The organism is Labrenzia sp. OB1 (assembly GCF_001624695.1).
In the GTDB taxonomy this organism is placed as follows: Bacteria; Pseudomonadota; Alphaproteobacteria; order Rhizobiales; family Stappiaceae; genus Roseibium.
Map to the genome: position 1 here is coordinate 84,427 of NZ_JSEP01000008.1, position 25,594 is coordinate 110,020.

Sequence of the window (25,594 nt, forward strand, 5' to 3'; positions counted from 1 at the left end):
AGGCCAGCAAAAAATTGACTCACGCCAGCCTGGGCAACCTAAGTCAACCTTGGGCAATCACCAATGTACGTCTGGCATGCAGGAGGTGGCATGCATTGGTTTAGACGGGGCCTGGCGGTTCTCTTCGGGCTTGGTTGCGCAATGAACTCGACCGTCTCCGCAGAGCCCCCGCCTTCCTATGTCGGCTCCGCATCCTGCGGGACCTGCCATTCGGCTGAGTATAGCTCCTGGAAAACCAGTCATCATGCAGATGCCTGGCGACCGCCATCCGCCGAGAGCATCGCAGGTGACTTCGATGAAGCAGTCTTTGAACATGGCGGGAGAACGACACGTTTCTTTCGTGAAGGTGATCGTTTTTTTATCGAGACCGAGGATTTCACTGACGGGCCAAAGGTGCTTGAGGTCAAAGGCGTCGGTGGCGTTGAGCCACTGCAACAGTATCTTGTCGAAACCGAGCCAGGAAAACTGCAGTCTTTCGACGTTGTCTGGGACAGTGAGAAAAAGAACTGGTTCCACCTTTATCCCGATCAGCTTCTTCCGCCGGACGACGGCTTTCACTGGTCCGGCCCCTACAAGACCTGGAATGCACGGTGCGCCGAGTGCCACGCGACTGATTTCCGGAAGAATTACGATGCCCGGACCCGGCGGTATAGCAGCACACAGGCCGAAACCGGTGTCGGCTGCGAGGCCTGCCACGGGCCTGGCGAAGCCCATGTCGAATGGGCGGCGAACAAAGACGCCGGATTGCAAAGTCCCTTTCCCGGAACAGATGATCGGGGGCTTCTGCAGAGTTTCAGGGAAACAATTGCAGAGACCGAAATCCAGCAGTGCGCCGGCTGCCATTCAAGGCGCGAACCATTCGAGGACGGGAACCCCGCGCCCGGCACACCGTTTCACGACAGCTACCGGCTCGCGCTGCTGCGCGAAGGCCTTTATCACCCGGACGGCCAGATCCTGGACGAGGTCTATGTCTACGGCTCCTTTCTCCAGTCGAAGATGTACGCCAAGGGTGTCCGGTGTTCTGACTGCCATGATCCGCACAGCGCCCGACTGAAGGCCGATGGGAATGCTGTTTGCACGCAGTGCCATTCAAGTGCGGGCAACCCTGCTTTCACCTCCCTTGCCAACAAGTCGTACGACGACCCCGCGCATCACTTCCATGAGCCGGACAGCGCGGGCGCGGCCTGTGTGTCCTGCCACATGATCGAGCGAACCTATATGGGTGTCGACGGCCGAAGGGATCATTCGTTCCGCGTGCCCCGCCCCGATGTCAGCGTGAAAATTGGCACGCCGAATGCCTGTAACGATTGTCATCAGGACAAGACGGCCGCCTGGGCAGCCGATATCCTGACAAACCGTTATCCCGGCAGCCGGCACAGAGGCCCGCATTTCGGGGAGGTTTTCTCTGCCGCAAGAGCAAACACGAACAGAGGCGGTGAAGACCTCCTCGATATTGCCCTTCACGATGCGTTTCCAGGCATCGTCCGTGCGTCTGCTCTCAACCTGCTTGGAACGCGCATCGGACCGGATCAGCGCGCTCTGGCCGCCGGTCTTCTAGCGGATTCGGATCCACTTGTTCGGGCCGCCGCCGTGCCATTCGCCGGGTTCGATACGGACGGAAACGGGATCGCCCTCCTGACAGTGGCTCTTGAGGATCCGGTCAAATCTGTTCGCATCGCCGCAGCCCGCCAGGTGCTGCGGGTTCCGTTGGCCAACGCACCGGAGCGAAGCCGTTTGTCTGCACGGTCGGCTCAACGTGAATGGCAGGACTCTCTTGCTGCCAAACTGGATTTTCCGGAAACCCATATGGCGCTTGGCGGAACCGCATTGGTGTTGCGAAATTCAAGAGCCGCGATCCGCGCCTTTCAGGAGGCTACCGCCCTTGATCCGCAACTGGCCGAAGCCTGGATCATGCAGATTCGTCTGCGCATGGCAGCAGGCGATCTGGCGGGTGCGGAAGTTGCTCTTCAGAGAGCCTTGCAGAATATTCCCGACAACGCCGTGCTTCTTGATCTGAAGCGCCAGTTTACGTCAAGATAAAAATATACCTAATACATTATACGTATAATCTACATAGCTATACTATACATCCAAAAAGAGAGAAAAATTCTTCAACAGCTTTTCCATTGACGAAGAGAAAATTCTAACTCTTGATGACTGTTAGGCCATGAGAAAACATGGTCCGCAAAAGATGCATTGATAATTTTTGCAATAAGGAGGATCACACTATGTTTGCGGGAATGAGATCGTTTACCGGCAGATTGTCTGCCTGTGCGGCAGGGGTATTGCTTCTGGCAATAGCCACGCCTTCCTTTGCGCAAGAAGAGGAAAAGCCGAACATACTGGTCATCTGGGGGGATGACGTCGGTCAATCCAACATCTCGGCCTATACTTTCGGTCTGATGGGATACCGGACGGACAACATCGACCGGATTGCCAAAGAAGGCATGATGTTCACCGACTATTACGGCGAGCAGTCCTGCACCGCCGGCCGATCTTCCTACATCATGGGACAGAGCGTCTTCAGGACAGGCCTGTCCAAAGTCGGGCTGCCGGGCGCGGATCTTGGAATGCAGGTGGAAGATCCGACCATCGCCGGCCTGTTGAAACCACACGGCTACATGACCGGCCAGTTCGGCAAGAACCATCTTGGCGACAAGGATTCAATGCTCCCGACCAACCATGGGTTCGATGAATTCTTCGGCAACCTCTATCACCTGAACGCAGAGGAAGAGCCGGAAAACCCGGATTATCCGAAAGATCCGGCTTTTCGGGAAAAGTTTGGCCCCCGCGGCGTTATCAAATCATCTGCTGATGGGGCCATTGAAGACACCGGTCCCTTGACCAAGAAGCGGATGGAAACCGTTGATGATGAAACCGTGGCGGCCGCCATCGATTTCATCAAACGCGCCAACGATCAGGGCAAACCGTTCTACGTCTGGTGGAATGGCACACGGATGCATTTTCGCACCCATATCAAGGACGAAGTGCGCGGCATTTCCGGACAGGACGAATACAGCGACGCCATGCTGGAGCATGATGGCCATGTCGGACAGTTGCTTGCGGTGCTCGACGAACTCGGCATCGCGGACAACACAATCGTTCATTATTCGACCGACAACGGCCCGCACATGAACACATGGCCGGATGCGGCGTCCTCCCCGTTCTATGGTGAGAAGAACACCAACTGGGAAGGTGGCTGGCGTGTGCCGTCCATGGTTCGCTGGCCGGGCAAGGTCGAAGCCGGATCGATTTCCAACGAAATCATGCATCACATGGACTGGTTGCCGACATATCTGGCAGCAGTTGGCGATCCGGACATCAAGGCGAAGCTTAAGGAAGGTGGCGTCCAGGCCATCGGCCGTGAGTACAAGGTCCATCTCGACGGCTATAATTTCCTGCCGGTGCTCACGGGTGAAGCCGAGGAAGGTCCGCGTCGGGAAATCTTCTATTTTGCCGATACAGGTGAACTGACGGCTCTTCGGTATGACGACTGGAAGGCAATCTTCCTGGAGCAAAAGGAATTCGCGACACTGCGAGCCTGGATCGAGCCCTGGACCCTACTTCGTGTGCCGTTGATCACCAACTTGCGCCGGGATCCTTATGAGCGGGCCCATGTCACATCCAACACCTACTACGATTGGATGATCGACCGCGTCTTCTTCCTGGTGCCGGCTCAGCAATATGTCGCGAACTTCCTTGAGACCTTCCAGGAATTCCCGCCACGCCAGAAACCGGCCAGCTTCTCCATCGATCAGGTCATGGAAATGATGACCCAATCAACCGGATCAAAGTAAAGGCTACGACATATCCCAACCCGGGCGGAGGCTTAGCCGCCCGGGTTGGGCAAGCGGTATGTCCAGGCATGAAAAAGACGCCCCAATTCAAGGGGTTTTCCAGTTACGGTCTTTTCACGGATCATCATGGAGAGGTTCAGATGAAATCGCGGGTAAAGCAACTGTGCTTGGCATCCGGTGTCCTTCTGACCGGCTTCTGGTCCGAAGCGGTTATCGCGGAGACGCTGGCTCCGCGCCTGGTGTTGCAGATCACGGTGGACCAACTGCGTGCCGACCTGCTCTACCGGAACCGCGAGCAATTCGGTGAAGGCGGCTTTCGATATCTTCTGGAAAACGGCACTGTCTACTCCGACGCGCACCACCGGCATGCCAATACCGAGACGATTGTCGGTCATGCAACCCTTGCCACTGGAACGGATCCCGCCGTCCACGGCATGGTCGCCAACCTCTGGTTCGACCGCAAGACCGGCCGCCCCTATTACAACGTTCAGGATGCGGATTACCCCTTGCTCAGCCAGGGCGGCGTGGATCAATCATCCGAGATCGACCCCACTCAACGGGCTGCAACCACGGACGGCCGTTCGCCCAATGCGATCCTGTCGTCCACGATCGCGGACGAGATTTCCATCGGCATAGCAGGAGGACCCAAGGTCTTCGGTGTTTCGGTGAAGGATCGCGGCGCTATTTCCATGGCCGGGCATAGCGGCAAGGCCTTCTGGTTTTCGAAAAGCGAAGGCCGCTTCATAACTTCCAGCTACTATATGGATCAGTACCCGGATTGGGTGAGCGCCTGGAACGACAAAGGACTGACAGGCTCTTATGCAGATGGTGCCTGGGAGCTGTCCGGCGAAAAAACTTCCTATCGTTTCGGCGACGCCGACGACATGGAATGGGAGACCGATTTCCCCGGATTCGGCCGTGCGTTTCCGCATCCCTATGGTGCCGGTGACGGCAAATACTACACAACGCTCCTGACCCTCAGTCCCGCCGGGGATGAGTTGACGGCCGATTTCGCAAAAGCCCTGATTGACGCGGAGCAGATCGGCACGGACGATGTGACCGACTATCTTTCAGTCAGCTTTTCTTCAACGGATTATGTCGGTCATATCTTCGGGCCTTCCAGTCTGGAGACGGAAGACAATCTTCGCCGGCTCGACCGCACTCTTGCCGGTTTCCTCCAATACATAGACGAGACAATCGGCCTCGCGCGCACACTTGTGGTGTTGTCGGCCGATCATGGTGCCGCTGAAGTTCCGGGTTATCTGACCTCTTTGGGGATCCCCGCGAGCTATTTCAATTTCGAGGATGTCGACAAAAGGCCTGCGATCGAAGCAATGAAGGCCGAGTTCGGTATCGCCGAGGAACTGGTGGAGAATTTTTCCCAGCCTTACGTCTATCTCAATCAGGCCGTGCTGGACGAGAAGGGGCTGGACAAGGCGACCGTTTCCCGCAGACTTGCCGATGAACTCCAGAAAATGCCGGGCATTGCCTATGCGATTTCAAGCGAGGATCTTCGGTCGGGAAATGTTGCCAGGACAGCGGTCAGCGAGGCGGTCCTTGCCAATTTTCATCCGGATCGGTCCGGCGATATCTACATCGTCTTCGAACCGCACTGGTTCGTTGGCGAATTCGATGGATTGACCGTCGCCGCGACCCACGGTTCACCCTGGTCCTACGACACACATGTTCCCATCATCTTCGCAGGACCCGGAATCGTTTCGCAAAGGATCGCAAGGCGGGTGGAGACGGTCGATGTTGCCGCGACCATAGCCGCCTATCTGAAGATCAAGCCGCCGAGCGGTTCGCGCGGCCAGGTGCTGACAGAAGCCCTTCCCTGAGACTGAATTTCCAGCCCATCGGATATCGCCCGCATGACAGATACCCTCGATCAGGTTCTTGATCTGAAAGACCGGATGCAGCAGTCGATCATTGGCCAGGAGGGCGTCATCGACCGGCTGGTGATCGGCTTGCTTGCCAATGGCAACCTTCTGGTCGAGGGCCTTCCGGGACTTGCCAAAACCCGCGCGATCAAGGCGCTGGCAAAGAACATCGACGCTCATTTCAGCCGGATCCAGTTCACTCCTGACCTGTTGCCGTCCGACGTGACCGGCACGGAAGTCTATCACCAGTCGGGCGGCACCGGTACGTTCCGCTTCGAAAAGGGTCCGATCTTCGCCAATATCGTGCTTGCCGACGAAATCAACCGTGCGCCGGCGAAAGTGCAGGCTGCCCTGCTTGAGGCCATGGAGGAGCGACAAGTCACGGTGTCGGGAACCACTCATGAGATGGAGCCCCTGTTCATGGTCATGGCGACGCAAAATCCGGTCGAGCAGGAGGGAACCTATCCCCTGCCCGAAGCCCAGATGGACCGTTTCCTGATGCATGTGATGATCACATATCCGCCGGTGGAGGACGAAGTGAAGGTCATCCGTCTGGTGCGCGGCGAAGAACAGGCGGCGCTTGCGAAAACCAATGGTGGCGAAACCGCACCCGCGAAGGAACGCCCCGCGCCGATCTCCAGGGACATCGTATTCGCCGCCCGTGCGGAGATTGCCGCGTTGCATGTGTCCGAAGCGATCGAGCGCTATATGGCCGATCTTGTTCAGGCGACCCGGACGCCTGAGCTTTATTCGGAGGATCTTGCCCGCTGGATTGAAATCGGCGTCAGTCCGCGCGCGTCTATCGCACTCGACAAATGCAGCCGGACCCATGCCTGGTTGAAGGGCCGTGATTACGTCGATCCCGTCGACGTCCGGGCAATCCTGAACGATGTCTTCCGGCACAGGCTCTCCCTCAGTTTCGAAGCGGATGGTGACGGCCTGTCCCCGGACAGGGTCATTGAAGACATCGCGGCGCAAGTCGCCCTGACCTGAAGGCACGGAAGATGCGAGATCACGCCGCCAGAACCCGTGTTGGCCTGACCGCCGGGCCGGATACCGTTCGTGCGGGCGAAGATCCACGCATCCACATCACCCGTTCCGGCTTGCGCGCGCTCGAGTTTCAGGGACGCAGTCTGCGTCTTTTGCCTAAACAGCCGGCCGCCAGTGTGTTGAACGGCAGGCACGCTTCCCGGTTTCGCGGCCGGGGACTGAACTTCGAGGAATTGCGCGAATACCTGCCGGGCGACGACCCCAGAACGATTGACTGGAAGGTGACGGCCCGCACCGGCTCTCCGCATGTGCGGGTTTTTACCGAAGAACGCGACCGGCCCGTGCTGCTTCTGGTCGATCAGCGCATTTCGATGTTTTTCGGTACGCGCCACAACATGAAATCTGTCACCGCAGCCGAAGCCGCTGCCCTGATCGCGTTCCGGGTTCTCGATCAGGGGGACCGTATCGGCGGAATTGTCTTTGGCGATGAGTCTGTGGGGGAACTGCGGCCAAGAAAGAGCCGTCAGGCCCTCGACCAGTTCCTGCTGGCCCTTGAGCGGGCGAACCACGCGCTTTCCGCAGATGCACCGACCGTGGACCCAGCCATGCCGCTCAATCAACCACTCGCTTCCGCACTTCGGATCGCCAGGCGGAACCACCTCGTCGTTATCATCAGTGACTTCGACGAGATCGATGTACAGACGGAGAAAATGATCGGAACGCTGTCACGACACAACGACTTGATTCTGTGTCCCGTCACCGATCCGATCTCCCGCGATATTCCGGAAGGATTCAAACTGGTTGTTTCGGATGGAAACCTGCAGGCAGAGCTCGACACCTCAAGTCGTCAGACCGATCAGTCGCTCAGGATGTTCGTCAGCGAAAGGCTGAACAAGCTGCTTTCCTGGCAGCGGCGTTTCGGGCTTTCCGTTTTGCCGCTCGACACCGGGGAAGATACCCTTCCCCAGATCCTTCGCCTGACCGGTCATCGCGGCTCAATTCGGAAAAATCAGAGATGAAGGACGCTTGGGAAGGCTTAAATCTGGTTGATCTGTTGGATTTGCTTGACCCCGTACAAGAGCCTCCACCGATCTCCATGTTTCCACAGACCGCCGGCTGGATCTGGCTGGGGTTGGCCCTTCTGCTTGGTCTGGCAGCCCTTGTTTGGCAATTCCTGAGATACCGTCGGAAGAACGCCTATCGCCGTCAGGCCCTGCGCGAACTGCTGGACTGCCCGGACGATGCGGCCCATCTGGCAACGCTTGTGCGCCGGACTGCGCTGGCTGCCTTCCCGCGAGACGAAGTCGCGTCGTTGTGCGGCAAGAATTGGCTGACGTTTTTGGACCGCGCCTATGGCGGCAACGGGTTTTCGGCAGGCCCGGGGGAGCAGTTGGCGAGCGCGCCCTATGCTGCAGGTCAAAAGGAAGCTTCCCTGAAAGCTCTCGTTCGCACCTGGATACGCAAACATCGCGGGCCCGGCGCATGATCGAACTCGCCTTCCCGCTCGTCCTGTTGCTGCTGCCGCTCCCGCTCGCGGTTTTCTACCTCTTGCCGCCGCACAGGAAACAGGTTCCGGGGACACGGTTTCCGTTTTTCCGCAAGATAGTTGTCGCCACCGGCCTCACCCCTTCCTCCGGATCGGTCATCTTTCGCCGTTCGATCTTGCAGATGATATCGGCCGCGGCAATCTGGGGTCTGCTTGTTGTAGCCCTGGCACAGCCCGAAAAGGTCGGCGATGCAATTGTGGTCGAAAAATCCGCCCGCGACATCATGCTGGCCATCGACTTGTCCGGTTCAATGGACCAACGGGACTTTCCCGCGCTTGACGGTAGCCGTACCCAACGGCTGGAAGCGGTGAAGGCCGTGGTGGGAAAATTCATTTCAACCCGCGAGGATGATCGGGTTGCTCTCATCGTTTTTGGAACCAGAGCTTTTGTGCAGGCCCCCTTCACCGAGGACCTTGAATCGTTGCGGGCGCTGCTGGACCAGACCGAAGTCGGCATGGCCGGCCCTCATACCGCGCTCGGCGATGCGATAGGTCTTGCTATTGTGACCTTTCAGGCCAGCGAAATAGAAGAACGTCTCCTGATCGTGCTGAGTGACGGCGGCGATACCGGCAGCCGGATGACGCCGGTGAACGCGGCGTCCATCGCCTCGCGGTACGGCATCGATATTCTGACCATTGGTGTCGGTGACCCTGAAGGGAGCGGCGATCAGAGGCTCGACGAGAAGACGCTTGAAGCCATTGCCGCCTCAGCCGGTGGAACCTATCAGTTTGCCGGCAGCGAGCAGGCCCTTGCGCAGATCTACACGAGAGTCGCGGAACAGCTTCCGCGCGAGGTCGAAACACAAAGCTACCGGCCCAGGCAGTCTCTCAGTCATATTTTGCTGGCGGCGGCTGCGCTGCTCGGGTTTCTGACTGTCGCCTTTCTTCAGATCTCGACATATCGGCGGAGGGAAGCATGATGCCGGACCAGCTTCCCGATGCCCTGACGCTTTTTCATTTCATCCGTCCCTGGTGGCTGGCCGGACTGCCCTTCATTGCCGCGCTATGGTGGACCGTTCGCCGCTTCGGGAAAACAAGGGAGACGTTGCCGGCCGGTATCGCGCCTCATCTCGCAGATGCCTTGAGTGTGGGCGCCGAGCCGGGAGCGCGCCTGCTTCCCATTGACGGTGTCAGCGCCGCGATCATACTGATGCTGCTGGGGTCAGCAGGCCCGACGTGGTCGCGTCTGCCCGATCCGCTGGTCGCGGACACTGCGCCTCTGGTCGTGGCGCTGAAGGTCACCGGCAGCATGATGCAATCGGATATTCCACCCAACCGGCTTGAACGCGCCAAACAGAAGATAACCGATCTTCTTGAACGCCGTTCCGGCGCCAAAACCGCGCTGATCGCCTATGCAGGGACGACCCATCAGGTTGTGCCCCTGACGGAAGATCCGGCCGTTCTCAAGCCGTTTCTTGAAGGTCTGTCTCCCGATATCATGCCGCGAAACGGTGAAGCCGCCTCGCCCGCCCTGCTCATGGCCAATGATATTCTCGGCAAACAGGACACCCCTGGCTCGATCCTGATTGTACTGGACCGATTGACGGATGCCGACGGATCCTTGTTCGCGGAACAATCGAAAGATGGCGGCGCTCCGGTGGTTTTCTGGCAAATCGGGTGTGATGAGGCCGCTCGCTCCGCATTGGAAGCGGTCCCCACGGCCGCCCTTGTCGACCTGACGGTCGACAGTTCCGACGTCAGTCAGGTCATCCGCCGGATCGAGGTTTCCTATCAGGATGCTCTGTCCAGGGACGACCGGCAAAACTGGAAGGATCAGGGTTGGGTTTTCGCGGTACCGGCGGCTTTGATCGCGCTGTTGTGGTTCCGGCGCGGCTGGACAATGCAGTGGTCAGTCTGGCTCATCGCCGCCATGATCGCGTGTTCTCACGGCAGTGCGCGTGCCGATGGATGGCGGGATTGGTTCCTGACACCGGATCAGCAAGGACGTCTGGCGTTTGAAGCCAGGGATTTCGAAAAGGCGGCGAGCCTGTTCGAGGATCCCGAATGGAAAGCCTATGTGCTCTACCGCGCAGGGCGCTATGAAACCTCGGCCGAGCTGTATGCCTGGCAGGAAAGTTCCAATGCCGCCATGGGCGAAGGCCTGTCGCTCATCCGCTCGCGCAAGTACCGGGAAGCGATTGCCGCCTTCGAAAAGGCCGTCGAAAGAGACCCGGACAATGCCGCGGCTCAGCACAACCTGGAGCTTGCGAAAGATATTCTCTACTACATCGAGACAACGCGCGAGCAATCGGATACCGGCGAAGAAAGCGGCATAGGCGCCGACGACGTCGTGTTCGACAATGATGCAGGGCGCGGTACGAAGAGCGAGACGCAACAATCAACCGGCGAGATTGTCCCTGAAACCGCGGAAGCCTGGATGCGAACCGTGGACACGCGCACCGGCGATTTCATGAAGTCCCGTTTCGCTCTGGAAGCCGCCAGGAGCCCCCGATGAGACGGCTGCTTGTCTTCACGCTACCGCTGTTTTTCCTGATTTTCGCCCATGCACAGGCCCAGGAACAGGCCAAGACGCCCGTCGAGCCGATTGTCAGAACGGATCTGAACGAGACGCGCACGATACCCGGTCAGGCATTGGTTCTCCGGATTACCGTTCTTGTGCCGACATGGCTTCCCGAACCGGCCGTCTTTCCGACTTTCGAAGTGCCGAATGTCATCGTGCGTGTGCCTTCGCGTGGAACCGGGCCGACGAGTGAAACCGTGGATGGGGAAACCTGGTCCGGCGTGACGCGGGCCTATCACATCTCACCGATGCTTCCCGGGCGGTTCAGAATCCCGGAAGACACGCTGACGGTCACTTATGCGGCCCCACAGACGCGCGAAGCTGTTCGTGTGGAGGTGCAAACGCCTGCCTTCGAAATCTCCGGTGTCGTTCCGTCTGAGGCGCAGGATCTGTCCCCCTTCATCGCCGCCCGCTCCCTTACGCTTGAGCGAACTGTCGAGGGCGATCCTTCGAGCCTTGCCGAAGGGGACGCGCTTGTCCTGAAGACGGTCGCCAGGGTCTCCGGCGTATCTCCGATGTTCCTGCCTCCGTTGGCGCCCATCGCGGGTCAGGATGGCCTGGCGGACTACGCACAAAGCCCTGTCATGGAGGAAACCGAAGATCGCGGCGTCATCAGCGGCAGCAGAAGCGAGGTCGTGACACTCATGGCGGAGTTTGCCGGAAGTTATACGATCCCGGCAGCGTCTCTGGAATGGTACAATCTGGACAGCGGCAAGGTTGAGATGGTCACGCTGCCCGAAATCGAACTCACTGTATCAGGCGGGCCGATTACGAACTTGCAATCTCCGGACGACAGCAACACCGGTTTCTGGAAATCGACCGACGTCTTGTTGAGCGTCCTGGCCCTCGTCGTTCTGGTTTTCTTTTTCCTCCGGCGGTTCTTGCGATCGGCCAGGTTTCTTGAATTCCGCGACCGGATCAAGAGTTCCGAGCCTTATGCTTACCGGCAATTCAAGCGCGATCTGGGCTCCAGAGATTTCAACCGCGCAATGCTTTCTGCCGTCACATGGAAGCGCCGTGTTGACAGTCTTTACCCGAATGTCGACTGGCAGGAATTCAACGTAGCCATGACCCGGCTCGGTTCCGGGTTCTTCGGTCCCGACACGACGGAACGCACGCGTGACAGGATTGCACATTGGCAAGCACTCGCCCTGGCAGCGAGAGCCGTCAGACTTAGGACTGCGAGGGCTGCTCAATCCGGACACCGGAACAAGCTTCCCCCGATGAACCCCGTTGCGTAGAGTATCTACCTTCGAAAAACAGCGGACTCTCACCATGTCTTCCCGCGGCTGGGGGGAGCAAGTCCCGTCAAACATGCGGCATCAAATACAGCCCCTTACGGCGCGCCCGCTCTGCCGTCCTTCTTGAGAAACCCGTCAACGCAACAGGAACGACAGCGTCAGGACGAGACCGATACCCGCGACGCCATAGCGGACCACGGGTTCAGGTAGTCGCCGGGTCACGCTTGCGCCGACATATCCTCCGACGACACCGCCCACGAGAACGCAGACGGCCGCCACCCAGTCGACCAGACCCGAAAACATCATCGGAACAACCGCGACGGACTGGATAGCCGCCGCGAAGAGGTTCTTGGCACCATTCACATGGCTGACACCCATCCCGGAGGAAACCGACAGAACAGCCAGAAGCATGAAGCCCAGACCGGCGCCGAAAAAACCGCCATAAAAGCCGAAAATCGCCAGCAATACCGCGACAGCTGTCTCAAGCCGTTCGCCGGGGAAAGCACGGCGCATCAGCACGGTCGTCCTGGGCCCCAGCACGATGGCGACCACAGCGATAATGAGCAGGAACGGCACGACCCTGACGAAGGCTTCGTTACTGGAATTCACCATGACGAGCGAGCCGAGCAAGGCACCGGCGAGCGCCGGGATCATCTGGCGCCAGAGGCGTTTCATCTCGCCTGCAAGTTCGCGGCGATAAACCCAGATTGCCGGCAGCTGGGCCGGCCAGAGCGCAACGCCCTGTGTGACATTCGCTGCAATCGGCGGCAATCCGGTCGCCAGAAGAAGCGGAAAGACGAAAAGCTTGGCGCCGCCCGCTGCTGCGTTGACAGCTCCTCCCACAAGACCCGCGATCAAAAACAGAAAGACCGACCCCGTCATCTGTTGTCCTGTTCACCGTCGCCGGCGGGGTCCCGGCTGGCGGCAAGCGCCGACGCGGTCAGCGCGAAATGTTCCTCGATCAGACGGCAGGCAAGATCGGCGTTTCGGGCCAGCGTGGCATCAACGATTGCGGCATGTTCCGCGGTCAGGTCGCGGGCACCTATTTTCTGATAGACGGAGGCCCGGCGGTAACGCTCGCACAGATCGTGCAGACCGCCACGCAGCTTGAGCAGCCAGGCGGATCCGCAGGCAGAAACCAATGCCAAGTGCAATCCGGAATTCGCGCGCTCCCAACTGTCCGGCACATGTCCCTGCGCCTTCATCAGCGCGGCATCCTCCTTTGCCATGATATAGCCCGCGGCGACGACCCGGGCCTCCCAGACGTCGTCCCCCTGTTCGATAGAAAGCCTGAGCGCCTCCTTCTCGATCACGGTGCGCGCAAGGTTAAGGTCCTTGAATTCGGCCGGATCGAGCGGGGCGACAGTGAACCCGCGATTGCCCTCGCTGACAACCAGCCCGTCCTGGGCGAGTTTCTGCATTGCCTCGCGCAGTGGTGTCGGTCCGATCTGGTAGATCGACTTGAGTTTTTCGATCCTCAAGCGTTCGCCGGGAGCCCGCACGGACGTGATGATATCGCGTCTCAGCCGTCCGTAAGCGGTGTCCGCGAGTGTCGCTCCCTCAGACGCGCCCTGGCCGCGTGCTTCTGTATAACTTTCTGTTTTCATTTGTCTATCACGGTTTCCGGCACTTTGATTGACACTCAGGACTTTCTATGATCTTAATTATTATCGATAAAATCTAACAATGTCGAGAAAATGAAACTCATTACCTTTAATACCGGCCAGACCCTTGCCGCCGGCTATATTGACGGCGGCGAAGCGGTGATATGCGCTGAGGACGAGGCCGCACGGCGCGCCGTTCTGAATGTAATTTCGGGCGGAAAAAATGCGGTTGCGGATTGGGCATCCAGTGGCGGAAGACACTTGCCGCTGAGCGAGGTTCACCTGCTTGCGCCGATCCCCGAGCCGTTGCGCGACATCTTTTGCGTTGGCAAGAACTATTACGCCCATGCGGCGGAGTTCCATTCCAGCGGCTTCGATTCCAGTGCGAAGGAAGCAGTGCCGTCCCACCCGGTCATTTTCACCAAGGCGACGACGAGTGTTTGCGCTCCGGGAGATGTCGTTCAGGCGTCGCTCGATCATACGGACAGCACCGACTACGAAGGCGAGCTTGGCGTGGTGATCGGCAAGCGCTGCTTTCAGGTTTCCAGGGAAGAAGCACTCGATCACGTGTTCGGCTATGTGGCCGTGAACGACGTTACTTCGCGGATACTGCAGAAGAACCATAATCAGTGGGTCATCGGCAAGGGCATCGACACGTTTTGTCCGATGGGACCGTGGATTGCCACTGCGGACGAGATCGGTGACGTGGGTTCGCTCGAGCTTGTCACCCTTATCAACGGCGAGGAACGGCAGCGGGCGAAGGTCGCCGACCTGATCTTCGACATCCCGACTCTCATTGAAACCATAAGCCGAACCATGACGCTTCTGCCGGGCGACATCATCGCCACCGGCACGCCCGTCGGAGTGGGAATCGGCTTCGATCCGCCGAAATACCTGAAGAGTGGCGACACGATGCGCGTCACTATCACTGGGCTTGGAACGCTCGAGAATACGATCGGCTGAGCCAGAACTGCATCTGCCAAGGGAGGAATAACATCATGTTAAATCGGAGGCTATCAGTTGCGGCCGCCATCGTCCTGGGGAGCACCCTGGCCGTAGGGGCCCAGGACGGACTGTTCTCCGGCAAGACCATCGAGGTGGTCGTGCCGTTCGGCGAAGGCGGCGCGACATTCGTGTCGGCCAAATTCCTGGAGCCTTATCTCGAAAAGCATCTGCCCGGGAACCCTGACCTCGATGTGGTGTCACGCCCGGGCGGCGGGTCGATTCTCGGTGCCAACTGGTTCGAGCAGAACGCAAAATCCGATGGCACGACAATCCTGTTCACCACGTCGTCTACAGCGAACCCGTTCGTTCTCGGTCAGAAAGGTGTCGAGTACAAGCTCGCCGACTACCGTGTCGCCTACAGCCATCCCTTCAGTGCCGTTGCCTATGTGTCGCCAACTACAGGTGTCACCAACGCAGCCGGCATCAGGGATTCAAGCGTGCCGCTTATCTACGGCGGGATCGCTGCCGCGGCCTCGGACCTTCCCGGTCTTCTGTCGTTCGAGGTGCTCGATGTCGATGTGAAGTCCGTTCTCGGGTTCAACGGCCGCGGTCCGGTCCGGCTGGCCTTCGAACAGGGCGAACTGAACATCGATTACCAGTTCACGCCTGTCTATCTGACACAGGTCGTTCCCTCCGTTGCCGAAGGCCGCGCGGTCCCGCTTTGGACAGGTGGCGCAATGGAGGACGGCGTTCTGAAGGCGCGCGATCCGATCGCCCCGGAACTGCCCTCAGTCTATGAAGTCTATGAGGAACTCAACGGCAAGGCGCCGTCGGGCATCGAATGGGACGCCTTCCAGGGCATTGCCTCGGTGACCTATGCCTACGGCCTGACCGGCTACATGCATCCGGACACTCCGCAGGAGGTTCTCGACGCCTTCGCAGAAGCGGTCGCCGCGATCAACGCGGATCCGGAATTCCAGGAGGAAAGCCAGAAGGTGACCAACGGCGCGCGGCTCAATGCCGGCCCGGACACAGAATCGGCGGTCAAGGCCGCGCTGTCTCCGAGCACCGAGGTAAAGGATTATCTGCGCAACCTTCTTTCGAGCAAATTCGGGGTCACCTTCTGATCCGTACCGCTGCCCGGGCCATGACTGACATGGCCCGGGCAAGTTTCCTTTTCCCGGGACCTTTTCATGATCGAAAACGCGGTTATGGCGCTTGACGCGCTCTTCGACCCTATCCGTCTGGCAGCGTTGTTCACGGGCATGATTGTCGGAATGGTCTTCGGAATGCTTCCCGGTCTCGGCGGCGTCGCTGCGGTGTCGATCCTTCTGCCCTTCATCTATTATCTCGCCCCCTATTCCGGTCTCGCCATGCTTCTGGGCGCGGTCTCGGTCGTCTACACCTCGGACACGATAACCTCCGTCCTTATCGGCGCGCCGGGCTCTCCCGCCTCCGCCCCGACCGCAATCGAAGGCCATGCGCTCGCCAAACAGGGACAGGCCTCGCGGGCGCTCGGCGTCGGGTTCCTTGCCTCCATGGTCGGCGGGCTCACAGGCGCGGCGATCCTCTTTGTCGCTATCCCCATAGCCGGACCGATCGTGCTGATGCTTTCGACGCCCGAACTCTTCATGTTCGCGCTCGTCGGCCTGTATTATGCCGCTTCGATGATTGGCAAGGATCTCGCCAAGGGGCTGGCCGCTGCCTGTCTCGGGGTTCTCCTGGGGGTCGTCGGCCCGGCCCAGGCGGCCGCCGATTTCCGCTACACATTCGATCAGGTCTATCTGCTCGACGGATTTTCACTGACCATCGTCGCGCTTGGCCTTTTCGGCGTCGCCGAAGTGATCTCGATGCTCGCCGCGGGCGGGGGAATCAGTCATGAACGGGTAAAAGTCGATCACTGGGGCGAAGGTTTCCGGGACTTCTGGAAGGCCAAGTGGCTGGTCTTGCGTGCGGCGGTGATCGGTGTCTTCGGAGGGTTCGTGCCGGCCGTCGGGGCGTCAGCGTCCACATGGGTGGCCTATGGGCATGCCATTCATTCAACAAAAGACAAATCGCGCTTCGGCAAGGGCGAGATCCGAGGCATCGCCGCGTCGGAAGGCGCCAACAACGCCACAGTGATTTCCGACCTGGTGCCCACTCTTCTCTTCAGCGTGCCGGGAGGACCGGCGGCTGCCATATTCCTCGGAGCCCTGTTTTCGTTCGGCTATTATCCCGGGCCGCGCATGATCACCCAGAACCCGGACCTGATGTTCCTGATCGTCTGGTCGGTGGCCCTGACGTCCGTGGTGGGCGCCGGATTGTGCTTTGCCATCACCCCTGCCCTAGCGCGCCTCACACGCATACCATTTGCGATCATCGCAGCCCCGCTCGTGCTGATCATGGTGATCGGCGCTTATCAGTCCACCTCGACGATGGGCGATATCTTCATGCTGTTCCTTCTGGGCGGTCTGGGCTGGCTGATGAAACACGGGGGCTGGCCCCGCGCGCCCGCTCTTGTCGGCTTCGTGCTCTCCGGGCCGATGGAACAGTATTTCTGGCTGACCAACCAGATCTACGGCTGGTCCTGGCTCACGCGACCCGGCGTGCTCATCATCGGTTCGGTCATCGTCATTCCCATGTTTCTCTCGTTCGTGCGCCGGCTGAGAGCCAGGGGGCGGAAAGCCGAGCCCGCGCCTGAAAATGCCCTCCCGACGCTGAATGCACCCAGCCATGGCATTGCGCTGGTTCTGGCCGCCATCGTTTCGGTGATGTTCGCCTATGCGCTGTGGGAGACCTTCTCTTTCAATCCGGCCTCGCGCCTGATGCCGGGTCTGGCAATCCTGCCCGGACTGCCGCTCGCCCTCTATCTGCTCGTGCGCGGTCTCCGTGGCTATCGCAATGACTTCAGCCGCGATGCGAATGAGCTCTGGGTCCTGGTCGCGCTGTTCGTTTACGCCGTGGCTGTCTGGGCCTTCGGCCTCAGCATCCCGACCGTCGCCCTGATTGCGTGGATGCTTCTGGTGAAGGCGCGCATGCGGATCTGGACCGGCCTGATTTACGGCACGGCCGTCTTCGCCGTGATCCGGCTGCTTTTCGACCTCCTGCGAGGCGACGCGCCCGTCGGAGCCCTCATTCCCTTTAGCTGACGGAAGGATCTTCCATGTCCGACATGATCGACGCAGACATCATCGAACCGAGCATAGACCCGCAAACACGCAAGATCGGTGTCCGCCATGTCAAGGCAACCAACGCCGCTGGCACACGCACCAAGATCCAGGTCAGGGATTTCGATGCGGCCTACACCGACGAGCCCGCCTCGCTTGGGGGGACCAACTCCGCGCCGAGCCCGCTCGAAACCGTGCTGATCGCTCTGGTCGGCTGTGACGGTGTCATCATCAACGGCGTCGCCAAGGCGATGAGTTTTGACTATTCCGGCGTTGATTTTGCCTGCGAAAGCCAGATCGATGTGCGCGGACCGAAAGGCGTGCCGGGCATCCGCCCCTATTTCGAAAGCGGCAAACTCGACATCACCGTCTATTCCAACGAGCCTGACGAGCGGTTTCGCAAGCTTTGCAAGAATGTCGAATTCCGCTGTCCGGTCATGAACCTGTTCGCCGCGGCCAAGGTCGACATGACTGTGACCTGGACGCAAAAGCCAGCAGCGGATTACAACGGAAACGTCGACTAACCTTGAGGATTTCCCGCGGTTCCCGGTAAACGGCCGCGCCTCAGGCGCGGTTGAAGCGCTGAGCATTTTTTCGCAGCACCGGGAAGGCCACGCCGGCGGCCTTCCCCTAGTTTCATATAGGGCCGGTTACCGGCGACGACGCACACGCACGCACAGATAGGGATTTCCCGGCAATTCCACACCAAAGGCGGCGTCGGGTTTACCTCCGCGTGTGATGGCGCCGTGGCGGGTGGCCACGGGCACGGGCGCCGGAACCTTTTTGCCTGGCGTGATCGTCATGTTCCAGCCATCGATGATATCGATCTCATAGTCGCCATCTTCCATCGGCAATCCGGTGGACAGGACGACAGGCCGGTGCTCGCCGAGATAGATGTAGGTAAGGTCACCTTCCTTCGACGAGGCGACGAGCCGGTGAGACCGGAAACCGGGGATCTCGTCTACCGGGGTCAGGCCCTCGCTGACGTCCTCTTCGATGATCTTGCGCAAAAAGGCGATGCGTTCCGGGCTCTGGCCGCGCAGCTCTCCACCCTTGGCCCACCACAAGAGGTCCTGGGGGTGCACATAGGTTTCGCCGTGTCCGGCATAGCCGCCTTTCAGAACGGTCATCCAGAAGCGGTGAACCATGGTCTCTGCCGTGATGTTGCCCCAGAACTGCAGAATATTGCCTTCATAGTGCATCTCGTCATTGAGCACAGGCTTGCCATATTGAGCCCGCCATTCCGGTGTCTGCGACACATCGGAATGCTGGATGCTGACGTGGCTGACCCAGGGTTTTCTGTGATCGTAGCAAAGGTCCGGATTGCCCTGGTGAATCGACTTCGGGTGCAGATACGGGTCGGTTTCCTCGATGATCTGGAAGAACCGGTCCCAGCGGTCCATCGGCTTCACATCGAGCATGAAGTCGTATTCGTTGGCCAATGACCACCAGACATTACGATACGCGGCGATGCGGGCGACGAGATATTGCAGGTAGCGATAGTCCTGCTCCTCCGTCCACATGCAGTGATCCCAGCGGTCATAGGGATGGAAGATGATGACATCCGCCTCGATATTCATCTCGGCCAGACGCGCGATCTGGTTCTCGAAATGCCGGAACGCCGCGAAGTTCGGACGATCCGGGTCGTATTTGCCGTCAGCACGCACTTCATAAACATCGTGCAGCGGCTCATTCTGGTTGTAGGGATAGGACTTCGGCATGACGCACATGCGCAGCTTGTTGAATGCTCTCGTATCCTCCAGCGACTTGAAGGTCTGTTCCTGCATTTCCAGCGGTTGATGGGTCCAGGCGTAACAGGTTGTCGTAAAGGGGAAATACGGCGTTCCGTCCGCATAGGCGAAATGGAACCTGTTGCGCACATGGACCGGGCCGCGAACCCCTTCGCGCGGCTCTGTCGCGGTGAAGCTTGCCGTCTGACCGTTGAGCGCGGCGGTGTCCGACTCGGTCGTCAGCGTCCAGTCGCCGGGATGATCCGGGCTGAAACGCACCTTGAAGACGCCGTCGCCATCGTAGAAACCGGGAACCCTGATCTTGCGGTTGTTCAGGGCGAATACGCCCCAGAACTCGGTGTCGAGATAAGGATTGCCGGGTATGTCGGCCTTAATCTCGTGTTCGAAAATATCGTATTGTGCGATCGTGGTTGCGCTGGACATGAAACGTCCCTCCCTTGGCGTATTGATGTTGATTGTCCGAGGCTCTTTCGGGCCGTCAGTTCAAGGTGGCCGGCGCGACGTTGCGAGGACGCCAGCGCTGACGAGTGGTGGGAATGGAATTGAGAAGAAGGCGGGTGTATTCGTGCTGCGGATCGGACATGACAGCCTGTGCCTTGCCGAACTCGACAACCTGCCCCTTCTTCATCACGGCGATGAAGTCGCTGATGTAGTAGGCGGTCGCCAGATCGTGGGTGATGTACAGGAAACTGCGGCCCTCCTCGTCGCGCAGTTTCCTGAACAGATTGATGATGATCATACGGCGCGATGCGTCGATCATGCTCACCGGTTCGTCGGCCACGATAAGGCTGGGTTCGGGGATCAGGGCCCGTGCGACGGAAATCCGCTGCAGTTCTCCTCCCGAGAACTGGTTCGTGTATTTGCCGACCACGTCATTGTATTCCAGACCGACCGACGACAGCGCATGGGCAACCGCATCCCTGGCGTCTGGCGCCGAGAGCCCTGCGACGCGAATGGCGGTCTCGTGAAGATAGGCATCGACATTCCGGTAGCGGCTGAATGCCTCGAATGGGTTTTGAAAGATCGGCTGGATCGACTTCAGAAACTCCCGCCGCGAAGGCCGAGAGCCCGCGCCGGCGACTTCCTTGTCGTAGACGACGGCAGAGCCGGACGTCGGCACTTCCAGCCGCAGAAGGGTCTTGGCCAGTGTCGTCTTGCCGCTTCCGGACTCGCCGACGACAGCGATGATCACCGGCCGGTCGCTTTCAACAGTGATATTGACGTTGTCCAGCGCCTGAATTCTCTTCGCCCGGAAGAAGCTGCCAAGGCGGTAGACCTTGTTCAGACCGACTGTCTTGAGGATCACTGCCATCCGGCGCCTCCTGTATCGGGAAGATCTGCACCTGCGAAGTGACAGGCTGCGAAGTGGCCCGGCTTGTGTTCTACAAGCGGTGGCTCCTGGCTCCGGCAAAGGCCGGTGGCCAGCGGACAGCGTTCGGCGAACCGGCAGCCTTGCAGGTCCCCCCACAGACTGGGTGGACTGCCCGGAATACCGTGCCGGGCACGATCTTCTCCGATGGTGGGAAGCGATCCGATGAGCATTTTTGTATAGGGATGCAGCGGCTCGTCGAAAACGCTGTCTGAATCGCCATATTCGGCTGCTTTGGCGGCATACATGATGAGCATCTTGTGGGTCACCTGATAGTGCACCCCCATGTCGTGCGACACGATCAGGATCGTATTGCCCATCTGTTCCTGCAGTTCCATCAGCAGAAGCAGGATTTCCTTCTGAACCACAACATCCAGCGCGGTTGTCGGTTCATCGGCAATGATCAGGTTGGGCTGGAAGAAAGTGGCAAGGGCGATCATCATCCGTTGCCGCATGCCACCGGAGAGCTGGTGCGGAAAGGAATCGAGCGCTTCCACCGGCAGGCCGAGTTTGCCGATATACTCCCTCACCTGCTCCAGAACCCGTTTCTTGTTCGGGTCGGTGCCGGGAAAATCAATGAATTGTTCTCGGATTCTGATGACCGGGTTCATCGAGTTCATTGAGCTCTGCGGGATGTAGGACAGCGTCCTGAACCATTCGTTGCGGACGTTTTCACTCGTCACCGGTTCGCCGTTTCTGTCGTTGAACCCGTATTCTATCGTCCCCGAAGACAGTGACATCGGTGAGAGAATGTCACCGTAGATCGCCCGCATGAGCGTCGACTTTCCGCAGCCGGATTCACCGGCGATGCCGACGATGCAGCCATCAGGTATTTCCAGATTCACCCCGTCCACGGCATTGATGCTGCCGCGTTCGGTCCGGTAGCTGACCACGATGTCATTCAGTTCAATCATTGCACACCACGCTTGGTTGCGAATGCGGCGTTGAAGCCGGTCGACGTCAGAAAGAGCCCCAGGAACAAGGTCACCGTTGCCACAATCGGGGCAATCATCCAGGCGTAATGACCGGTAAAGAGCGCGTTGAAATTCAGCGCCCAGAATATGACCGATCCAAGCGTCGGAACCTCGACCTTCGACAGGCCGATCACCGCCAGGGCGGCTTCCGTGTTGATCGCGAAGAGAATGACATTGATGAAGCCGACCAGAATGTAGGCGGAGACATAGGGAAAGACTTCCCTGAGAATAATCTGCGGCGTGTTGGCGCCCGAGAACCGCGCCATGTTTATGAATTCACGCTCCCGCAGCGACAGCGCCATGGATCTTACGGTCCTGGCATCCCAGGCCCAGCCGAAGATGATGATGATGAAGCCTACGGCGAGAAACGAGGTGTTGCCGCGGATCAACGCCCCCAGAATGATCAGGACAGGCAACAGCGGTATGGTGATGATCGTATCGACAATGAGCATCACAAACCGCTCAAAATTGCCGCCGACGAAACCGGCGCTGAGGCCGACAGTCGTTGCAATCACCGTGACCCCGACCGCGACAACGATGCCAAGGATCAGGGAGTTGCGGATGGAATAGACCAGATACCAGAAGATATCCTGGCCGAGCGCCGTGGTTCCAAGCAGATGATCGAACGAAGGTGGCAGGTTTCGCGTGTAGGAGCCCTGAAAGGAGGGATCGACCGGTGCGAACACCGGCAAAATCATGCTGCCGCCCCCCATGACGAGCAGGATCGTCAGGCCGATGATCAAACGGGGCGTGAGCAACCAGAGGATCGACTCCCTGCGACGCTCCGAGGACCGCGCCGCGGGCACCGGAATTGAAGTTGCGGTTTCGCCGATTTCTGCCATCTATTTATGCCGGATTCTTGGGTCGAGAAGAGGATACGCCAGGTCGATCAGGAGACCTGCCGTGGCGACCGCAATGATCGAGACGGTTATTGCGCCATAAAGAACGTTGTAGTCTCCGCCGCTTGCGGCCTGGCGCATGATCAATCCGATGCCTGGATAGGAGAAAATGATTTCTGTCAGCAGCGCACCGTTGAAGATGACACCCAGGGACAAGGCCAGGGCGGTCACTTGCGGCAACAGCGCATTGCGGAAAACATACCGGATCATCCGGGTCCGGTGCGTGGTTCCCTTGAGGCGCGCGAAAGTGACGTAAGGCTCTTCGCTGGTCGCAATCGCCAGCGCCTTCATGCTGAGGATGTTCCATCCGAAACCGGCAAGGACGAGCGCCAGGCCCGGCAGCAGTGAATTGAACAGGATCGTGCCGGCCTTATCGAGCGTCAATGCGCCGACCGGGAAAGTCGCGGACAGTGGAAAGATCGGAAAGATATAGGCGAAGATCATCAAGACCGAGATCGCCAGGATGTAATACGGGATCGGGTACAGAAGAATACCCACGAACTCCAGGATCGAGGCGGCCCGTTTCTTGTAGAAATACCCGGCCACCAGTCCCACCGTGTTTCCCAGGCACCAGGCGATGACCGTCGCGGTCATGAGCAGGCCCATCGTCCATGGCAGCGCTTCGGCCAGCATGGAGGAAACGGGATGCGGAAAATACGTGTAGGACGGTCCGAAATCGAAATCGATCACGACCCGCTTCATGTAGGCCAGATATTGCTCGAAGACACTGCCCTGAAGGCCATAGAGCTCTTCCAGGCTCTTGCGCAACTCGGCGAGGCCTTCCGGAGCAATCGTCGCACTGGCACGGCTCTGAAGTTCGCCAATATATCCGTCGATCGGATTGACGGGCATAAAGCGTGGAAGAGCGAAGGTGATGGACAGCCCGATAAAGAGAACAGCGAAATATAGCGCTATCCGTTTGGCGATGAACGTTACGACGCCCACGGCGTGCTCCCGCAAAATATGAGATGGACGGTCAACGAGGCGGCGTCAGGCCGCCTCGTCTTTCGACACCTGGCCGTGATTACTTGCCTGACGGCTCGATGTTCACGACGGTTTTCTTGAAGGAACTCCACCATGAGTAGGGCAGCGCATAGAAGTTGTCCGCCTTGGTGTAGTTGGTCCAGTAGGTGCTGTTCGTCGGGATGGTTGTCGGAATGCTCATGAGCGGGAGCATGTACATCTCCTCGACCACGATTTTCTGAATGTCCCGTCCGAGTTTTGCCATCTTCGGATCGTTCGTCGGCACGGTCGCACCAGTGGCCACCAGATCGTAGATCCGCGGGTCGGTGATCCGAACATAGTTGCCGTCCAGTCGTTGGTCGGCGTCGGTGGAATCCGCCGGAAGGACGAATTCGGGAGACCACTGCCGCCAGTTGTTGCGCCAGTTGGCGTTGAAGACACACTGCTGGTTCCAGGCGATCGTCATCTGGAAACGTGCATTGGTCCGCATGTAGGTGTTGAACTCACCGTTATCGACCTGGCGCGCATTGATGTTGAACCCGGCCTGCCGCCAGCTGTCGGCAATCGAGAAACCGAGCCGCTGCAGGATCTTGTTCCAGTCCGCCGGATAGACGAACTCAAGCACCATCGGCGATCCGTCGGGAAGCGCATAGAACCCGTCGCTGCCCCTTTCAATGCCGACTGAGGCCAGCAGTTTTTCAGCCTCCGCCGGATCGTGCTTCCACCAGCCGAAGCCGAAGGAATCCACAATGCCGTCGCCTTCAGGCAGCTTCTCGGGATCGACGCCCTGCTCGGCCAGAACCTTCACAAGTTTCTGGTTGAAGGACGTGTCGAAGGGCTTGTAGCCGTCATCCAGAGTGAGGTTCTTCAGGAAATCCCGCATCGGTTCGTGAAAGATCGGCCGCGTCACCGGAGTATCGGCAACGGGCAGAGCCGTCGACTTGAACTGACCGTTGAGAGCGCTGATGCCGACCTGCTGGAGGTCCAGCGACAGAGCAAGCGCCCAGCGAAGTTCCTTCATGTCATAAGGCGACTTTTGCAGGTTGAAATAAACACCCCAGCCGCATGCGTCGTTCATGTCATGGAAAGGAAACACCGGTGCGAAAGTTTCGATAGCCGGGTTACGCCTCTGGGCAGCCTCAATGGTATCGGGGCTCATGAAGGTGTCGATGTCGTACTGGTTCTGGACGAATGCGAGACTGCGGGTCTCTTCCGTTCCAAAGTCCTTGTAAAGGATGTATTTCGGTGTCGGCTCGACGAGATTTCCCCAGCCTGAACGCTCCCAGTCGTCACGCTTTTCCCAGAGCTGCCAGAAGCCGTTCGGGTCGTACTCCTTGACCGTGTAGGGACCAAGCAGAACGGGTTTTTCATTGTTGTAAGTGACGATCTCGTCGCCGAGCGGAGCCAGAACATGCTCCGGCAGCCAGACGATATGAGACCCCCAGGTGTAGACCCCCATACGGGTCAGAAAGTCATATGAAGGCTTCTGAGTCTCGACTTCGAACGTGTAGTCGTCGATTTTCTTCCAGTCCTTCAGGAAGGTGACATAGTTGGTGACATTGGTCAGCTTGTCGCGATACTTGAAGGCAGTGTCTATCGAAAAGATAATGTCGTCGGTCGTGAATTCCTCGCCGTCGCTCCAATGGACGCCTTCGCGGATCTTGATACGAAATTTGGTGTGATCGTCGTTCAGGACTTCCGGAAAACCATCGGCCAGTTCCGGGTAGGATTCACCCGTCGAGGTGTCCATTTCCCAGAGATAGCTCCAGCCTAATTCGCGAAACCCGCGCCAGTGAGCATACCTGTTCAGCGGGTTCATTTGCGTGGCATTGGACGAGCGGCCATCGAATGTCTGTACGATGAGCGTTTCGTTTCTCGGCGTACCGACATCTGTCATCTGTGCCGCCGCAGCTGTAGCCCACAGGACTCCCGCCGCGGACGCCAAGAGTATTTGGCGAAACGGATTCA

At 58.9% G+C, this 25,594-nt stretch carries 21 protein-coding genes; 13 read left to right on the forward strand and 8 right to left on the reverse strand.

Annotation, left to right across the window (positions count from 1 at the left end; genetic code table 11):
* The first annotated feature begins 90 nt into the window (after positions 1 to 90).
* The 9 genes from OA90_RS12675 to OA90_RS12715 all read left to right on the forward strand — a co-directional run bounded on the left by OA90_RS12675 (position 91) and on the right by OA90_RS12715 (position 11,975).
* Positions 91 to 2,040: a multiheme c-type cytochrome gene (locus OA90_RS12675; RefSeq protein ID WP_068411808.1), complete on the forward strand. Its 1,950-nt coding sequence runs from the start codon at positions 91 to 93 to the stop codon at positions 2,038 to 2,040.
* 188 nt (positions 2,041 to 2,228) lie between these two features.
* Positions 2,229 to 3,797 carry an arylsulfatase gene (locus OA90_RS12680; protein WP_208986109.1) on the forward strand — a complete coding sequence of 523 codons (1,569 nt, stop codon included), beginning with the start codon at positions 2,229 to 2,231 and terminating at the stop codon, positions 3,795 to 3,797.
* Positions 3,798 to 3,937: 140 nt separating this feature from the next.
* The gene (locus OA90_RS12685; RefSeq protein WP_068412333.1) at positions 3,938 to 5,635 is read left to right on the forward strand and encodes an alkaline phosphatase family protein; all 1,698 of its coding nucleotides are present in this window, start codon (positions 3,938 to 3,940) and stop codon (positions 5,633 to 5,635) included.
* Between the two features lie 33 nt (positions 5,636 to 5,668).
* Complete coding sequence (locus OA90_RS12690) at positions 5,669 to 6,670, forward strand: MoxR family ATPase (protein WP_068411812.1); 1,002 nt, start codon at positions 5,669 to 5,671, stop codon at positions 6,668 to 6,670.
* Positions 6,671 to 6,681: 11 nt separating this feature from the next.
* Positions 6,682 to 7,686, forward strand: a complete 1,005-nt coding sequence (locus OA90_RS12695; protein WP_068411815.1) for a DUF58 domain-containing protein — start codon at positions 6,682 to 6,684, stop codon at positions 7,684 to 7,686.
* A complete protein-coding gene (locus tag OA90_RS12700; RefSeq protein ID WP_068411818.1) occupies positions 7,683 to 8,153 on the forward strand; it encodes a DUF4381 domain-containing protein in 471 nt (156 codons plus the stop codon). Before OA90_RS12695 ends, OA90_RS12700 begins: the two co-directional genes overlap by 4 nt.
* Positions 8,150 to 9,133: a VWA domain-containing protein gene (locus OA90_RS12705; protein ID WP_068411821.1), complete on the forward strand. Its 984-nt coding sequence runs from the start codon at positions 8,150 to 8,152 to the stop codon at positions 9,131 to 9,133. Before OA90_RS12700 ends, OA90_RS12705 begins: the two co-directional genes overlap by 4 nt.
* Entirely contained in the window at positions 9,130 to 10,668 is a 1,539-nt protein-coding gene (locus tag OA90_RS12710) for a VWA domain-containing protein (RefSeq protein ID WP_068411823.1), read from the forward strand. The genes OA90_RS12705 and OA90_RS12710 overlap by 4 nt, the downstream gene beginning before the upstream one ends.
* On the forward strand, positions 10,665 to 11,975 hold the full coding sequence (locus OA90_RS12715) for a BatD family protein (RefSeq protein WP_068411826.1): 1,311 nt from the start codon (positions 10,665 to 10,667) through the stop codon (positions 11,973 to 11,975). The genes OA90_RS12710 and OA90_RS12715 overlap by 4 nt, the downstream gene beginning before the upstream one ends.
* A gap of 135 nt (positions 11,976 to 12,110) precedes the next feature.
* Here OA90_RS12715 and OA90_RS12720 read toward each other — a convergent pair whose 3' ends face one another.
* Together OA90_RS12720 and OA90_RS12725 are read right to left on the reverse strand one after the other, a co-directional pair.
* The gene (locus OA90_RS12720) at positions 12,111 to 12,857 is read right to left on the reverse strand and encodes a sulfite exporter TauE/SafE family protein (RefSeq protein WP_068411829.1); all 747 of its coding nucleotides are present in this window, start codon (positions 12,855 to 12,857) and stop codon (positions 12,111 to 12,113) included.
* A complete protein-coding gene (locus OA90_RS12725; protein ID WP_068411832.1) occupies positions 12,854 to 13,582 on the reverse strand; it encodes an FCD domain-containing protein in 729 nt (242 codons plus the stop codon). Before OA90_RS12725 ends, OA90_RS12720 begins: the two co-directional genes overlap by 4 nt.
* 90 nt (positions 13,583 to 13,672) lie before the next feature.
* Between OA90_RS12725 and OA90_RS12730 the strand changes: the two genes are divergently transcribed.
* The 4 genes from OA90_RS12730 to OA90_RS12745 all read left to right on the forward strand — a co-directional run bounded on the left by OA90_RS12730 (position 13,673) and on the right by OA90_RS12745 (position 18,194).
* Complete coding sequence (locus OA90_RS12730) at positions 13,673 to 14,542, forward strand: fumarylacetoacetate hydrolase family protein (RefSeq protein WP_068411835.1); 870 nt, start codon at positions 13,673 to 13,675, stop codon at positions 14,540 to 14,542.
* 35 nt (positions 14,543 to 14,577) lie between these two features.
* Positions 14,578 to 15,651: a hypothetical protein gene (locus OA90_RS12735; protein WP_068411838.1), complete on the forward strand. Its 1,074-nt coding sequence runs from the start codon at positions 14,578 to 14,580 to the stop codon at positions 15,649 to 15,651.
* Positions 15,652 to 15,717: 66 nt separating this feature from the next.
* On the forward strand, positions 15,718 to 17,652 hold the full coding sequence (locus tag OA90_RS12740) for a tripartite tricarboxylate transporter permease (RefSeq protein WP_068411841.1): 1,935 nt from the start codon (positions 15,718 to 15,720) through the stop codon (positions 17,650 to 17,652).
* Positions 17,653 to 17,666: 14 nt separating this feature from the next.
* Entirely contained in the window at positions 17,667 to 18,194 is a 528-nt protein-coding gene (locus OA90_RS12745) for an OsmC family protein (protein ID WP_082837015.1), read from the forward strand.
* A gap of 126 nt (positions 18,195 to 18,320) precedes the next feature.
* Here the strand turns inward: OA90_RS12745 and OA90_RS12750 are convergent, their stop codons facing one another.
* The 6 genes from OA90_RS12750 to OA90_RS12775 form a co-directional block, all read right to left on the reverse strand.
* Positions 18,321 to 19,844 carry a DUF5060 domain-containing protein gene (locus tag OA90_RS12750; protein ID WP_068411844.1) on the reverse strand — a complete coding sequence of 508 codons (1,524 nt, stop codon included), beginning with the start codon at positions 19,842 to 19,844 and terminating at the stop codon, positions 18,321 to 18,323.
* A gap of 55 nt (positions 19,845 to 19,899) precedes the next feature.
* Complete coding sequence (locus OA90_RS12755; protein WP_068411848.1) at positions 19,900 to 20,733, reverse strand: ATP-binding cassette domain-containing protein; 834 nt, start codon at positions 20,731 to 20,733, stop codon at positions 19,900 to 19,902.
* Complete coding sequence (locus OA90_RS12760; protein ID WP_068411851.1) at positions 20,724 to 21,704, reverse strand: ABC transporter ATP-binding protein; 981 nt, start codon at positions 21,702 to 21,704, stop codon at positions 20,724 to 20,726. Before OA90_RS12760 ends, OA90_RS12755 begins: the two co-directional genes overlap by 10 nt.
* Complete coding sequence (locus tag OA90_RS12765; protein WP_082837016.1) at positions 21,701 to 22,606, reverse strand: ABC transporter permease; 906 nt, start codon at positions 22,604 to 22,606, stop codon at positions 21,701 to 21,703. The genes OA90_RS12760 and OA90_RS12765 overlap by 4 nt, the downstream gene beginning before the upstream one ends.
* Positions 22,607 to 23,608, reverse strand: coding sequence for an ABC transporter permease (locus OA90_RS12770; protein WP_068411854.1), 1,002 nt, complete (start codon positions 23,606 to 23,608; stop codon positions 22,607 to 22,609). It abuts the gene before it with no gap.
* A gap of 79 nt (positions 23,609 to 23,687) precedes the next feature.
* Positions 23,688 to 25,523, reverse strand: coding sequence for an ABC transporter substrate-binding protein (locus OA90_RS12775; protein ID WP_199823694.1), 1,836 nt, complete (start codon positions 25,521 to 25,523; stop codon positions 23,688 to 23,690).
* Positions 25,524 to 25,594: the final 71 nt, after the last annotated feature.

Coding starts and splice junctions, on each gene's coding strand:
- OA90_RS12705 (WP_068411821.1), top strand. CDS start 8,150: ATGATCGAACTCGCCTTCCCGCTCGTCCTGTTGCTGCTGCCGCTCCCG.
- OA90_RS12675 (WP_068411808.1), top strand. CDS start 91: ATGCATTGGTTTAGACGGGGCCTGGCGGTTCTCTTCGGGCTTGGTTGC.
- OA90_RS12720 (WP_068411829.1), bottom strand. CDS start 12,857: ATGACGGGGTCGGTCTTTCTGTTTTTGATCGCGGGTCTTGTGGGAGGA.
- OA90_RS12695 (WP_068411815.1), top strand. CDS start 6,682: ATGCGAGATCACGCCGCCAGAACCCGTGTTGGCCTGACCGCCGGGCCG.
- OA90_RS12700 (WP_068411818.1), top strand. CDS start 7,683: ATGAAGGACGCTTGGGAAGGCTTAAATCTGGTTGATCTGTTGGATTTG.
- OA90_RS12760 (WP_068411851.1), bottom strand. CDS start 21,704: ATGATTGAACTGAATGACATCGTGGTCAGCTACCGGACCGAACGCGGC.
- OA90_RS12745 (WP_082837015.1), top strand. CDS start 17,667: ATGTCCGACATGATCGACGCAGACATCATCGAACCGAGCATAGACCCG.
- OA90_RS12680 (WP_208986109.1), top strand. CDS start 2,229: ATGTTTGCGGGAATGAGATCGTTTACCGGCAGATTGTCTGCCTGTGCG.
- OA90_RS12730 (WP_068411835.1), top strand. CDS start 13,673: ATGAAACTCATTACCTTTAATACCGGCCAGACCCTTGCCGCCGGCTAT.
- OA90_RS12775 (WP_199823694.1), bottom strand. CDS start 25,523: ATGACAGATGTCGGTACGCCGAGAAACGAAACGCTCATCGTACAGACA.
- OA90_RS12765 (WP_082837016.1), bottom strand. CDS start 22,606: ATGGCAGAAATCGGCGAAACCGCAACTTCAATTCCGGTGCCCGCGGCG.
- OA90_RS12755 (WP_068411848.1), bottom strand. CDS start 20,733: ATGGCAGTGATCCTCAAGACAGTCGGTCTGAACAAGGTCTACCGCCTT.
- OA90_RS12725 (WP_068411832.1), bottom strand. CDS start 13,582: ATGAAAACAGAAAGTTATACAGAAGCACGCGGCCAGGGCGCGTCTGAG.
- OA90_RS12735 (WP_068411838.1), top strand. CDS start 14,578: ATGTTAAATCGGAGGCTATCAGTTGCGGCCGCCATCGTCCTGGGGAGC.
- OA90_RS12740 (WP_068411841.1), top strand. CDS start 15,718: ATGATCGAAAACGCGGTTATGGCGCTTGACGCGCTCTTCGACCCTATC.
- OA90_RS12710 (WP_068411823.1), top strand. CDS start 9,130: ATGATGCCGGACCAGCTTCCCGATGCCCTGACGCTTTTTCATTTCATC.
- OA90_RS12690 (WP_068411812.1), top strand. CDS start 5,669: ATGACAGATACCCTCGATCAGGTTCTTGATCTGAAAGACCGGATGCAG.
- OA90_RS12750 (WP_068411844.1), bottom strand. CDS start 19,844: ATGTCCAGCGCAACCACGATCGCACAATACGATATTTTCGAACACGAG.
- OA90_RS12685 (WP_068412333.1), top strand. CDS start 3,938: ATGAAATCGCGGGTAAAGCAACTGTGCTTGGCATCCGGTGTCCTTCTG.
- OA90_RS12715 (WP_068411826.1), top strand. CDS start 10,665: ATGAGACGGCTGCTTGTCTTCACGCTACCGCTGTTTTTCCTGATTTTC.